At 61.7% G+C, this 13,035-nt stretch carries 8 protein-coding genes and 5 pseudogenes; 2 read left to right on the forward strand and 11 right to left on the reverse strand.

Translation table 11 applies throughout. From position 1 onward, the window contains the following. Positions 1 to 319 precede the first annotated feature (319 nt). From E4Q08_RS24740 to E4Q08_RS11640, 5 genes and pseudogenes are all read right to left on the reverse strand, one after another. Positions 320 to 535: pseudogene (locus E4Q08_RS24740) on the reverse strand (type II toxin-antitoxin system VapC family toxin); the annotation flags it as partial. 96 nt (positions 536 to 631) lie between these two features. Next, entirely contained in the window at positions 632 to 847 is a 216-nt protein-coding gene (locus E4Q08_RS11625; RefSeq protein ID WP_169070504.1) for a type II toxin-antitoxin system VapC family toxin, read from the reverse strand. Further along, positions 847 to 1,074, reverse strand: coding sequence for an AbrB/MazE/SpoVT family DNA-binding domain-containing protein (locus E4Q08_RS11630; protein WP_034914363.1), 228 nt, complete (start codon positions 1,072 to 1,074; stop codon positions 847 to 849). The genes E4Q08_RS11625 and E4Q08_RS11630 overlap by 1 nt, the downstream gene beginning before the upstream one ends. A 414-nt stretch (positions 1,075 to 1,488) precedes the next feature. Continuing rightward, entirely contained in the window at positions 1,489 to 1,659 is a 171-nt protein-coding gene (locus E4Q08_RS11635) for a PIN domain-containing protein (protein WP_169070505.1), read from the reverse strand. Continuing rightward, a complete protein-coding gene (locus E4Q08_RS11640; protein ID WP_169070506.1) occupies positions 1,644 to 1,970 on the reverse strand; it encodes a PIN domain-containing protein in 327 nt (108 codons plus the stop codon). The genes E4Q08_RS11635 and E4Q08_RS11640 overlap by 16 nt, the downstream gene beginning before the upstream one ends. A 62-nt stretch (positions 1,971 to 2,032) precedes the next feature. Here E4Q08_RS11640 and E4Q08_RS11645 point away from each other — a divergent pair. Together E4Q08_RS11645 and E4Q08_RS11650 are read left to right on the forward strand one after the other, a co-directional pair. Further along, a pseudogene (locus E4Q08_RS11645) lies at positions 2,033 to 2,362 on the forward strand (efflux RND transporter permease subunit); the annotation flags it as partial. A gap of 264 nt (positions 2,363 to 2,626) precedes the next feature. Then, positions 2,627 to 3,211, forward strand: a complete 585-nt coding sequence (locus E4Q08_RS11650; protein ID WP_169070507.1) for a Uma2 family endonuclease — start codon at positions 2,627 to 2,629, stop codon at positions 3,209 to 3,211. Positions 3,212 to 3,561: 350 nt separating this feature from the next. Here E4Q08_RS11650 and E4Q08_RS26125 read toward each other — a convergent pair. From E4Q08_RS26125 to typA, 6 genes and pseudogenes are all read right to left on the reverse strand, one after another. Beyond that, positions 3,562 to 4,196, reverse strand: a pseudogene (locus tag E4Q08_RS26125) (transposase); the annotation flags it as partial. A gap of 534 nt (positions 4,197 to 4,730) precedes the next feature. Beyond that, a pseudogene (locus E4Q08_RS26130) lies at positions 4,731 to 4,904 on the reverse strand (transposase); the annotation flags it as partial. Between the two features lie 602 nt (positions 4,905 to 5,506). Further along, complete coding sequence (locus E4Q08_RS11670) at positions 5,507 to 8,170, reverse strand: bifunctional acetate--CoA ligase family protein/GNAT family N-acetyltransferase (RefSeq protein ID WP_169070510.1); 2,664 nt, start codon at positions 8,168 to 8,170, stop codon at positions 5,507 to 5,509. Positions 8,171 to 8,422: 252 nt separating this feature from the next. After that, complete coding sequence (locus E4Q08_RS11675) at positions 8,423 to 9,322, reverse strand: SphA family protein (protein ID WP_169070511.1); 900 nt, start codon at positions 9,320 to 9,322, stop codon at positions 8,423 to 8,425. A gap of 100 nt (positions 9,323 to 9,422) precedes the next feature. Beyond that, complete coding sequence (locus tag E4Q08_RS11680; protein WP_248594855.1) at positions 9,423 to 11,030, reverse strand: 4-hydroxyphenylacetate 3-hydroxylase family protein; 1,608 nt, start codon at positions 11,028 to 11,030, stop codon at positions 9,423 to 9,425. A 148-nt stretch (positions 11,031 to 11,178) separates the two neighbouring features. Beyond that, positions 11,179 to 13,016: pseudogene (gene typA / locus E4Q08_RS11685) on the reverse strand (translational GTPase TypA). Between the last annotated feature and the right edge of the window lie 19 nt (positions 13,017 to 13,035).

Below are 13,035 nucleotides of genomic sequence, written 5' to 3' on the forward strand. Positions count from 1 at the left end.
TCAAACCGTCGTCCCGCCGAACCGCCCACAGGCGATCGCCAGCCGACGCCGGCTTCAGATCAGGTGTATGCCAAGGCGCAGCGCCAGGTCGACGAATCGATCCCGCTGCGGCGGACTCGCCAGCGGCATCTCGTGCAGAAGGCGCCGGATCGGCGATCCGCGAGGTTAAAGGGGCCAGGCTCGAATAGGGTGCCGTAGCAAGAAATAAGGGGCCACGTTCGCTTTATCCAGCGAAAATCAGGTAAAGAAGTGGGCCTCTTGTTGTCTTTCGGCGCCAAAGGGATCAGCAGACAAAACACGCCTGCCCCTTTGATTTCCACTACGGCATCGAGTCGGGGGCGATCAAGCGTAGCTCGGGAAAGTAGCTGCGATAACGGCGGGCATCCCGGGTGAGCAAGGTCAGCCCGGCAACTTGGGCGTGGGCGCCAATGTAAAAGTCAGGCATCGGGGCGGTTTTGGTCCCGCCTGCACGGCGGTAGGCGACAAAAGCTCGCCCAGCGCGGAATGCCGCCTCCCAGGGAAGGTCAGCGCGCTCCAGCAGCATATCGGACGGATCTTCCCCCCTCGCTCTAATAATTTCAAGCACTTAGCTCATTTGTAGGCATGTAACGGTACTAATGTTTTCAAGCACTTAAACAGCTACGGGGGAAGACCCGTCGGAGAGGATCGAGGCCATCTGCGACTCCGAATCGGCATAGCCGGCCAACTCCGCGTAGATGATGGGGTTGATGAACACCGCGCCATCGTTCGAGGCGGAGATGAGCTGGGCAGCCGACCAGGCGTACCATTGGGAGTCCGGGTCCGCGGCATCGATGATGACGTTGGTGTCGATGAGATAACTTCGCATCAGTCCTCACCCCGGGTTTCGCGCATGATTTCATCGGTGGTCATGCCGCAGCCCTTGAAAGCGCCACGCAGGCGCTCAACGAGTTGCTGGCCGCGTGTTCCTCCCTTGGGCATGAGCCGGACAACACCGTCCTTGAACTCGAACTCCACATCCGTATTCGGCATCAGCCCGGCCTGTTTGCGAATTTCAACGGGAATGGTCACCTGACCCTTGCTGGTGATGCGCATAGTTTTCCCCTTCTTGCTGTAAGCAGTAAGAATAGCACGGCATTACGTCGGCGACCGCGTCGTGGAACGTCTACCGCCGGAGCATTCGCAGCCCGATCGCGCCGGCCACTGGGATTCGCTCATCGTCGCGGCGGCGCTGGCCGCAGGCTGCGCAATCCTTCACTGTGAGGACATGCAGTACGGGCAGGTATTCGAGTTAAGGGGGCCAGGCTCGAATAGGGTGCCGTAGCCTTTGATCGGATGGCTCCAACGGGTCAATGGCGACGTCCAACATCCGCGGCGGGAGACTGACGACCGTATGGCCACAAGTCGCCTCGATCTTCTGAATGTCGGCGCAGATGGCACGGAGGTCGAAATTGAACCTCCGCGCATGTTCAGCGCGATACTTCCGAACTTCGTCAACAATAGGGTCGATCATTCCAGATCTCCAAAGACCTCTTCCGGCGAACACAGTTCGGGGCACTGGTAGCCGTCCCGCTCGATGACCGACCGTATCTTGTGCCGGGTGACCGCGTTGTTGATGTGGGTGAGGTTCCAGGTCACCACGAAGTCCATTCCGTTCAGTGCCGCTATGGCAACGGGCATGGCGTCTTCCGCGACTCCGCTGGGATTGCCCTCCTCTCCAGAACCAGCAGCTCGGTCATTCGTCCCGCGTCGTCTCCGACGTGCAACACCGGCAGCCCGTGTATGGCGTCCAGCCGCTGTGCGGCGGCCACCTCGTCACCCTTGCTGGCCTCCAGTACCACCAGCGCCGACACGAAGCACTCGCACTCGGTCAGTAGTCGATCCCATACCTCACGGGTAAGCTCCTGCCGCGCCGCAATAATCAGATCGCGGCTCGGTCTCGCCGTCAGATAGCTGATTACCGTCGTTTCGATGTAGACCCGCGGCTTCATGGGGTTCTTTGCGGTAGGGAGCAAGCATGCCGGGATGAGCAGTTGGCCGGAGTTTACTCCGCGTCGTGATGCTGATCTATCTCGACCATGCCTGGCAAGTGGTCAAGGAAAGCTGCCGCGCCGATAGGCGGGAACCGGGGGTCGCCGACCTCTACGCGGCGGTCATGGAAGGCGCCGTCGAGCGGGTGCGGCCGAAGATGATGACCGTCGTCGCGATCATGGCCGGCCTGCTGCCGATTCTATGGGGCACCGGCACCGGTTCCGAGGTGATGAGCCGCATCGCCGCGCCGATGGTCGGGGGGATGATTTCGTCGACCGTCCTTACCCTGGCGGTGATTCCGGCGATTTATGCGCTGGTCCAGGAGTGGCGGCTGCGGCGCGGGATCGAGTAGTTCGGGTTCCTGGCACGGCAATGCTGCGCCACCCCCGGCGTTCATCAGACTGGCCATGCCGGTGGCTACCGTGGTTCGCACCGACAGGCAGCAGGCAGGCATTTCTCGTCGACCGATTTGCCGAGTGTCTCGGCAGCGGCCCTTCCGCCGGTTAGTCAGAGCCCGCATCACTTGCGGAGGTGGCATTGGATCTCCTATCCTCCTTCCTATCCTTGCTATCCTTTCGCCAATCTGGCGCAAACTACTTCGCAGGAGAAACCAGGCATGGGCTCCATGAGCGAACTGATGGACCGAGCACGACACCGCATCAGCGTCGACGAATATCACAAGATGGCCGACGCGGGTGTACTCAGCCACGAAGAGAGGGTGGAACTGATCGAGGGAGAGATCGTCGACATGGCCCCCATCGGTAGCCAACACGCCTACGTCGTCAACCAATTGGCACGCCTGTTCACGCTCGCCGCCGGCGAAGACGGTTTGGTCAGCACGCAAAACCCGATCCGCCTCAACGATCGCTGCGAACCGCAGCCCGATCTTGCCCTGCTCAAGCCCGGAGACTATATGGCGCACCTCCCCGGCCCAGCGGATGTCCTGTTGATCGTCGAGGTTGCCAGTTCATCTGTCGACTACGATCGCGGCGTGAAACTTGATCTGTACGCGCGCCACGGCATCCCGGAAGTCTGGCTACTCGATCTGACAGGCAATGAATTGCTTGTTTGCCGCGATCCGGAGGGTGGAAAGTATCTATCGATCGCCGGACCGTCGGCGGGAGAGTGTGTCAGGCCGGTGCTGTTGCCCAGGATTGCATGGAGGCTGGCAGAGAGGAAAACGTGGGCTGTCCCCTTTTAATCCTCCTGATCTCGTCCGCCCCGAGTTCGCACCCTTCGCTGCGCGGTGGTGAATCGAGCGACAAGACCTGGTAGAGCGGGTGCTGATAGGCGATGAGGCCGATGCGCATCAGATCGCTGCGCGCCTGGCTCAGACGCGCGGGCGTTAGTCCGGACAAAGAACGCGTTTGATGGTCATTTTTGATCCTCCCCGCCATGATGTCAGTCCCCAGTTGTACCAGCAGCCGTGTGCTTCCAGCAGCCTGTCGGACTTAGGCGGGAAAAGCCAGAATCTTTGGCAGATCGCCTAATTTTTTTGTGCAATGAATCTCATTTTTTTGGCTAAAGGCGCACCTTTCCTGGGTGTTTTGCTTACTGCAGACGCAATACGGCCATACGCTTCAAATTCCAGGACAGGCAGACGAGGTTCCATTCGCTCTGGGCAGCAGCCAAGCCGCGCATCGAGAACTGACGAAAGCCCATGACCGACTTGATGATGCCGAATACCGGTTCGACGGTTTGTTTGCGCAGGGCATAGAGTTTTCGACGGGCAACCGTCTTCAGGCGATGGGCCATCCTTTGTACCGGCGTGGCGCCATCGGGCAAGGGTGGTGCAAGGGTGGTGGTTGGGTGAACCGCGCCATGGGGTCCGGATGATGGTGCTCCCGCGCTGCCGCAATCATCGGCGTAATCCCTTTGTCTTCACAGGCATTCGCGTTCGTCGTGCGGTGATAGCCGGTATCTGCCGTCAGATCCTTCACTGAACCCAGGCATGCGGGCATCTGGGATAAAGCTTCCAGCATGGGAACGATCTGCTGTTTGTCGTTGGTCGCTTGCGTGACGGTGGTCGCCAAAACCAGCAGGGTGCCTGTCGCCACGGCCGCTTGGGCGTTGTAGCACTGTTCATAGCCACCCCCCGAAACCGGCATGATGCGAGACTCCTCGTCGGCCCAGTTCACTTGGTCGCACGGTCGCGGCCCCGGAACCGGTTCCTTGGGCACACGGGATGTTTTTGCTGGCGCAACTGTTTCAGTGGCCTCTGTCGTCAAAGCTTGCCGCTCGGCCTTTGCCTTCTTCCTGGCCTCGGTAGCTGCGCACTTGGCGGCCTTCTCCGGATAGGCCGCCTCCCAGGCCTTGCGCTTGGCCTCCTTCAGAGCTTCCCTGGCCAGATGCCTGGCCATTTTCTCCTCGTACTCAGCGCGTTCGTGCGCATCGCGCCCCTTCGCACGGAGTTCAATTTTGGCTTTGGCCTCGGCAATGTCGGTGAGTAGATCCTTCCGGCGGCCGATTTCCTTCTGAAAATTCAGCCCCACAGGGAGTTCTTCGTGATCGCTTTCCGCCTTCTTGGCGTCAGCGAGCAACTGCTCTATCTCCTTCTCGATCCGCGCTTCCATTTTCAAGGCGTGGCCGTACGACAACGCCGAATGCTTGCTGCCGTCCACCGCTGCGTCGGGATTCTCCTTGGCCAGGCCCATTTCGTAGGCAAGAACGAGGACTTGCTTGAAAATATCCTTGAACTGCCCCTGGAATCGCTTCCTGAACTCGGCCAGGGAACTGTGATCGGGGTGCGTATTGCCGGCCAGGAAGCGAAAGGGAATTGAATCGTAAGTGGCCGCTTCGATCTTGCGACTGGTAAACGTCCGGCTGACGTAGCCGTAGAGAAGAGCGCCAGGAGCGTTGCCGGGGGGATAGGCCTGGCTCCCTTTCCCGGCATACGCTCCCTCGAGTCTGACAGGCTGCTAGCGATGTCATCTTGTAACATACTGCCCATGAAATGAGCGATAAAGCCAATGACAACAGCGGGTTGGCCAAGCCAGACATCTGGTAACGCAGGTGGCAAGATGTCTTGAGACTCTGTAGTGATTTCAACGGGTTGCGCGGGGCAGACCTCTTGTAACGCAATCAGATCTGCCGGCCCTGTCGCCGCTTCCCCTCTCTGGCCTTTCGTCCGTCGCCAATATCCGGGGTGGGCCTCTCGCCATGCCTTCACCCGCGCGACATGCTCGGCACCGCGGAAATAGTTCTGGTTATTGGTTTTGGCCAGCCAGGCGCGATGACTGGCGGCCTGGCTCTCTTTCCGGCAAGCCGGTTCGGAACAGTATTTCTGGTGCCTCGCGTTTCGCGCATCCGCCACGGCAGTTTCGCGCTTACTGCCATGCAGACAGGGCCTCTTGACCGCCAACTTTACGCGGTTTTTCACCGCCAGCAACATGAACTCCAGTTTTCCGATGGGACCGTACGAAAGCGCGCCAGGACGGGGGCGTCGGCGTGCATCGCAGCAATGCGATTTTCCCATTCCTTCCTCTCTCACGACTCGTCACCCTTTCTCGTGCGGGTTCAACGAAAGACACAGATTCAGCGTACCACGATCCGCTCCTGTGGTCATGGTGAAGCCGAGGCTCCGTGCGAGACGCTGCATGCGCAGGTTTCCGTCCAGTGTTTCGCCACGCAATTCGGCGATGCCGCGGTTTCGGCAGTAGCTGACCAGGCATTGCAGCAACAGCCTCCCAAGTCCCCTGCCCTTGATTTCCGAAGCGACAACGATGGCAAAGTCCGCGAACGTACTGCCGGGATCGGCAACGGCCCGCACCTCGCCCAGCGAACGCTCGCTGCCATCACCCCCTCGCTCGATGGCCACCAGGGCCATTTCACGATCGTAGTCGATCTGGGAAAAACGGGCGAGACGGGCACGTGGCAGGCTCTTGATCGAGTCGAAAAAGCGCATCCGGGAATCCTCGGGATCCAGCGAATTGAGCAGTTCGCCGAGCATGCTTTCATCCTCCGGTCGGATCGGCCGGATCAGGAGCCGGCGATCCTGCCAATCCACTTGCTGTTCGAGTTCCTTCGGATAGGGGCCAATCGCGAAGCGGCGATGGCCGAGCCTGCCGGCCGTCTGCTCGAAGCCGATGCGTGCGCCCAGCACGACCACCCCCGAAGCCTCGGCGTGCAGCGGGTCGAGGTCGACGCCAGTCACCTCATCGAGGTCCGTCAGCAGTTGCGAAAGACGAACCAGTGCGTTGCTCACGGCTGCCTGCAGCGCCGGCCGATCCTCTTCCGGGAGTCCCTCGGCAAAACCGCTGCGGGCAACCAGATCGCCGGCCAGCATCAGGTTGAGCGGCGGCAAGGCGACCACCAGGCGGCCTCCGCGAAAGCCCGTGACCGATGCCGGGCCGAGGAAGATCACCGGACCGAACACCGGATCGTCGGCAACACCCAGACGCAGTGCGGGTGCGCCACTACGGGCCGCACTCGGTCGCAGCCGGTAAGCATTGACGCGGCTGCCAGACTGCTGGATGCGCAAACGGCGGCGAAGGTCGCGCGCCGCGATGCGGATCTCTGCCGGCGACCGCAGACCCGACGCGCCCTCCGAAAACTCCACCCCACTGGCAAGCAGCAGAGCGAGATCGATCGGATAGCCGATCGCATCGGCGCAGGCAATCGCCTCGTCGATACTGCCAGCCAGGGGATACTCGCCAACGCTCAGACCGTAGGCCTGCAACAGTCGCTGTGCCTGACGTGCCGATAGCTGGCTTGCGCCGGCCGCCCTCGCTTCGCCGAGGGCGCTGCGGGCGGCCTGCACGTCCGCTGAGAAACCCTCCGCGAGCGATGGCGGCATCTGCATCAGCAAGCGGCGATTGCGCCTGTAGCTGACGACGCCGAGAAAGACCGAAATCGCCATTTCCGGCGACTCATGGCTCAACACGCCTTGCGCCGCCACGATCTGTTGCGCCTCCAGCATTGCGGCTCCGCCAACCCAACAGGTGAAGACGTTGCACTCGCTTTTCCGGGACACCTCGCAGATCGCCGCAGCGACTTCGGCACTGGGTGCAAACGGAGAAGGTGAAAAGACGGTCAGGACATTTTCGGTATGCTCGTCGGCCAGTACGGTCGCCAGCGCGGCTCCCCAGTTCGTCGCCGTGATGTCCGCCGGCAGCGCCAATGGATTGGAGAGCCTCGAACGCGTCTGCAGCAGTTCTTCGAGACGCTTGATGGTAGCAGGCGACAGCTTGCCGAGCTGGCCGCCGGAACGTGTCAGCCTGTCGCCGGCAATCCGCCCCAGGCCATGACCGTTGGCCAGGATGGTCAGACTCTCGCCGCGTAAGCGACGCACCCGCGCCATCGCCTCGACGGCGGCGAACAGGTTCCCGAGCGTATCGATGCGCACCCAGCCTGCGCGACGCAGGGCCGCTTCGTAAACGTCGTCGGCGGCGAATGGTCCGCTCCCCTGCGGTCTGCCCTGCACCGGGCCGCCACGGATGGTCACCACCGGCTTGTTGCGTGCGGCGGCACGCGCCGCCGACATGAACTTGCGCCCGGCCGTCACCTCATCGAACTGCACCAGGATCGACTGCGTGGCGGGGTCTGCCGCCAGCCAGTCGAGCACGTCGGCGAGATCGACATCGAGGCTGGCGCCCAAGTGCAGTACCGTCGAGAAGCCGATTCCCTTGCTATAGGCGCGATCGAGCACGGCCGCCGTCACGGCGGTCGACTGTGCGACCAGAGCAATCTTCCCCGGCTTGATCGAGACGGGGGTCGCGCTGGCGTTCAGCCCTCTGGCCGGCACCACAAGACCGCCGCTGCCAGGCCCGAGAACGCGCATCAGGTACGGCTGGGCTGCTTCGAGAATGGCCTTGCGCGCCGTCGCTATCGCCCCATTGCTCATCTTGTGCCACATCCACGGACCGACGATCACCGCGCGAGTACCGCGCGCGCCGAGTTGAGCGATGATCGAAGGCACCTGTTCCAGTGAGGCGCAAATGATCGCCAGATCGGGGACCACGTCGATTTCGCCGAGGCGGACATCGTCACCCATGAAGAACAGGAAGCGTTTCCTTGCGCTGACCGACATGATCGGACCGCTGAATCCGCCGGCCGCGAGATTGGCCAGCACCACTTCGGCATAGCGACTCGGCTCGTCGGGCTCGGCGACCACCGCCACCGAGGTGGGACGAAAGAGCAATTCAAGGTTTCGGACAGTCATGATTACCTGCGATGGGTGGTCTCGATGTTCGCCAAACACCTCTTCTACGAGAGCGTCAAGCCCGGCATGGTCCAAGACGACGCCAAAGTGATGGCCTACCCTGATGTTCGGCATCCTGGCGCTGTCCGCCGATCAGCTGATGCGATTACGACAATGACCCCCTGCGTCCCCTCTCCGGCCACTGTGCATTCGAGGAATGCAGGAGGGCGTTCGCACCGAACGACAAGAATCGTGCGGGCACTGGATCGCTTTCTAGAAGGCGGATACGAACTTGAAGAAGAACTTGTTGCCCTGAAAGCGGTTGTCGACACTGGTTTCGTGATTCCAGCTACCGACAAAGCTCATCCCCTTGTAGTCGTACTTGACTGCCGGGCCGTAGGCGAAGACCTTGCCGCGGTTGCCGTTCGGGATGACGGTCCGGCCGTTGCGCTCGTCGTCGCTGGTCTGGGTCAGATAATAACCGGCCAGGCCGACGGCCCATGGCCCGAAGTGCTGACCAAGCAGGTAATCCATGTGGAAATCGTTGCCTGACTGGTAGTGGGTATCGAGGTTCCTGGTCTTGAGGTTGTACATCAGCTTGGCGGACGCTTCGAAACCGCCCTGATTGAGGTAGGTGAAGGCAAAGATCGGCTCGAAGCTGTAGTAGTTGGCGCCGATGCTGTCGGTGGGATTGGTCTTGCTGTACTTGCCGGTGGGCAGATAGATGTCGATGCCGACGGTCAGATGCCAGTCCGGCGGAAAATGCCAGCCGATGATCAGCGGGTCGATGACGACGTCGCCGAGACCGAAGACGCTGCCGTTACCGATGCCCGGAATCGGGGTGTGCAGTCGCTGGTAAACCAGTGGCACGATCGCATGCACTGCCCAGTCACCCCCCAGGATCTTCTGCTGGGTGACATGGATGAAGCGCAGGGCGTCGAAAGTGGCGCTGACATTGAGTCCCGGCACCTTTTGCCCGTCCTTGGCGCGATAGTCGCCCTCGTAATAGCCGAGATAGTTGATGAAATAGTTGCCCGGTGGCGGCAGGGCGCCGACCATGAAGTTTTCCGAGCCGTTCGGGTATTGGTCGGGACCCTCCTTGGCCAGGATGGACGGGCTGGCCAGCAGTGCCGGCATGGCCAGGAGCAGAAGTTTTTTCGCGGTATTATTCATGGTATTCCCCCTTGTTCCTGTGCTCCGCCCTTGGGTATGGCGACCGGTTACGGGCCTGGCGCAGCGAGATCGCCTATTCTAGCAGCGCTCGCCTCCGCTCTCAGGAAAGCTTGCCGGAACGCGGTAGCGGCACCATGATCGTCTGTCCCGGTGGCGAACAGCCGGCATCGCAACAGCGCCCTGGTTGACGGTTACGCGTGATCGCACGCGATTCATCATGCAGCACGCCGCGGTCAAGCAAGCTTTCAACCAGCTCGACCTTGCTGCCAAGCGGGTAGTGACGCCAGATCTCCTGCTTCATGGCGGCCGGCGAACCGCCGCCGTGCAGGCTGATCACCGAGTACCAGCCGCCCTGATACGACGCGGTCAGATCCTCGATGAAGCGTGCGACTTCGATGCGCTTGTCGTAAGGAACGTCCGGGTTGGCGCGCAGCACCTCGGCAAGGGTCGCCCCGGTCGCCGGGTTGTGGTCTTCGTCGGGGCCGGGCAGCGCGACGATCAAACCGCCCGACACTTCGTGCGCCAGGCGATGCATGTCGTAGATCTGGGTGGCCAGCAGGAGCTTGCCGATGTTGGCAAACACCGCTTCGGGCATGAAGCTGCCGCTATATGGGTCTGGCGTGCCATAGACGCTGGCGGCGACGCCGCAGGCGAAAAAGCCCTCGGTGATCTTGATCAGTTCGACCATCGGTTCGCGCAGGCTGGCCTTGCGGCCCGGATCGAAGCCGTTGGCTTCGCACATCAGGGCGCCAGCACCGATCAGTAGGTCGCCAAAACCGGCACGCGCGGCGATGCAGCTATGGCGGTGGTGGGTCGCGTAGTGGTAGGTCAGCGACCCGGAATGCTCCCACTCGCCGGCGAAGAATACCCGCTCCCAGGGGACGAAGACGCGATCGAAAACGAGCACCGCGGTCGATTGTCCGTAGCGGCGTGAAAACAGTGCCGCGCCGTGTTCCAGTTTATCGCCGGGGCGGCCGGCCGGGCGGGCGATGATGGTCAGCCCCGGTGCATCGACCGGCAGCGCGCAGCAAACGGCGAAATCGGCATCGGCTGGCCCCATGTTGCGGCTGGGCATGACCAGGAACTCGTGCATGTACGGCGCGCCGGTAACGATCGCCTTGGTGCCGGAGATGACGATCCCCCTGGGGTTGCGCTCGACGATGTGTACGTAAGTGTCCGGGTTTGCCTGTTGATGCGGCCGCTTCGAGCGGTCACCCTTGGCGTCGGTCATGGCGATTCCCAGCGACCAGTCGCTCGCCTGCACCTCTTCGAGATAGGCCGCGAAGCGCGCCCGATGTTCGCTGCTGCCGCGCGCGTCATCGATTCTGGCGCTGACCTGATGGATTGCATTGAGTGCATCGTGGGCCAGATAGCGTTGTGCGCAACCGGTCTCCTGACAGAGGATGCGCACCGCTTCGAGCTTGTTCAACAGGTCGCCTGCAGATTCGTTGATGTGCAGCATGCGATTGACAGTCGCGCCGCTGCTGGTTTGCACGGCGGTCATCAGCGGGGTTTTGTCCGAATCGAGAGCGAAATCGTAGCTGACGGCGAGCGCGTTGATTCCCGGCTGCAGCGTCGGCGCGTCGGCGACCGACGCGATCAGTTCACCATCGACGTAGACCTTCGGTGTGTAGCGCCGCAGCGATTCGCGGTAGCCGGCGCCGCTGATCAATCGGCCGGATGTGAGCAGCATGCGATCTCTAGTCATTGTCATTGCTCCCTACGTTCGGGGAAGGCTGCGGTCCCGCCAGGTCATGCGACAGAATCCGCTGCTTGACGGTGCAGCAGTTCCGGATCTGAAGTCAGTCCGATGGTAACCCGCTGAGGCCAGAGAAACCCTATTCGCCCTATTCGCCCTATTCGCGCGCGGCCCGGCGGCGTTCGTTGTCGGTGAGCAGGCGCTTGCGGATGCGAATGCTTTTCGGCGTGATTTCGACCAGTTCATCGTCGTCGATGAACTCGACAGCCGACTCCAGCGTCAGCGCCACTGGCGGCACCAGACGAACCGCTTCGTCGGTTCCCGAGGCACGGATGTTGGTCAGTTGCTTGCCCTTGATCGGATTGACGACCAGGTCGTTTTCGCGGCTGTGGATGCCGATCACCATGCCTTCGTAGAGCTTGTCACCGGGAACACTGAACATCCGTCCGCGCTCCTGCAGCTTCCATAAGGCATAGGCGACGGCTTCGCCTTTCTCGCCCGAGATCAGGACGCCGTTGCGGCGGCCCGGGATTTCGCCCTTGACCACAGCATATTCGTCGAAAACATGGCTCATCAGGCCGGTGCCGCGGGTGAGGTTGAGGAACTCACCCTGGAAACCGATCAGGCCGCGCGCCGGGATGCGATATTCGAGACGGACGCGGCCACGCCCATCGGAAGACATGTCCTGCAGTTCGCCACGGCGATAGCCGAGCGCTTCCATGACGCCGCCCTGATGCGTTTCCTCGACGTCGAGGGTGAGCAGTTCATAGGGCTCGCAGGCTTCGCCATCGATCTCCTTGACGATCACTTTCGGGCGCCGACCGCGAGTTCGTAACCCTCACGACGCATGGTTTCGAGGAGAATCGTCAGATGCAGTTCGCCACGCCCGGAGACCAGGAAGCTGTCGGTGTCGGTGGTTTCCTCGACACGTAGCGCCATGTTGGTCAGCAGTTCCTTGCGCAGGCGCTCGCCGATCTGGCGACTGGTGACGAACTTGCCTTCGGTGCCGGCGTAAGGCGAGTTGTTGACCATGAAGGTCATGTTCAGTGTTGGCTCGTCGATGCGCAGCATCGGCAATGCTTGGGGCTTCTCGGTATCGGTGATCGTGCAGCCGATCGAGAGATCGTCGATTCCCGTCACCAGCACGATGTCGCCGGCGACCGCTTCGTCCAGCGGCACCCGTTCGAGGCCGCGGAAACCGAACACCTGGCCGACCTTGGCGGTCTTTGGCGGGCCATGTTCGAATTTGCCCTGGGCATCGGCCTGTCCGTACATCACGATCACCTGCTGCGCCGGTTTCAGGCGCCCGCGTTGCAGACGGCCGATGCCGATGCGCCCGACATAGCTCGAGTAATCGAGGGCGGAAATCTGCAGTTGCAGCGGCCCGTCGATGTCGTCGATATGTGGCGGTGAGACATGCTTGAGAATGGTCTCGAACATCGGCCGCATGTCGGGCGATGGCTTCGACAGATCCAGCGTCGCGTAGCCGTTGATCGCGGACGCGTAGATCACCGGGAAATCGAGCTGATCGTCGTTGGCGCCGAGTTTGTCGAAGAGGTCGAAAGTGTGGTCAACCACCCAGTCCGGCCGCGCGCCGTCGCGGTCGATCTTGTTGACCACCACGATCGGCTTCAAACCCAGGGCCAGCGCTTTCTTGGTGACGAAACGGGTCTGCGGCATCGGTCCCTCGACGGCATCGACCAGCAGCAGAACCCCGTCGACCATCGACAGCACCCGTTCGACTTCGCCGCCGAAGTCGGCGTGCCCAGGGGTATCGATGATGTTGATGTGCACCCCAGCGTAATCGACGGCCAGATTCTTGGCCAGGATGGTGATGCCCCGTTCTTTTTCAAGGTCGTTCGAGTCCATCATCCGCTCGGTGATGTGCTGGTGAGCCGAGAAGCTGCCGGCCTGGACCAGCAGCTTGTCCACCAGGGTGGTCTTGCCATGGTCTACATGGGCGATGATGGCGATATTGCGGACGGCGCGGGACATGTGGGGTCAAGCCTTTGAA

The sequence above is a fragment of the Candidatus Accumulibacter contiguus genome (assembly GCF_012940005.1).
GTDB classification, from domain to species: domain Bacteria; phylum Pseudomonadota; class Gammaproteobacteria; order Burkholderiales; family Rhodocyclaceae; genus Accumulibacter; species Accumulibacter contiguus.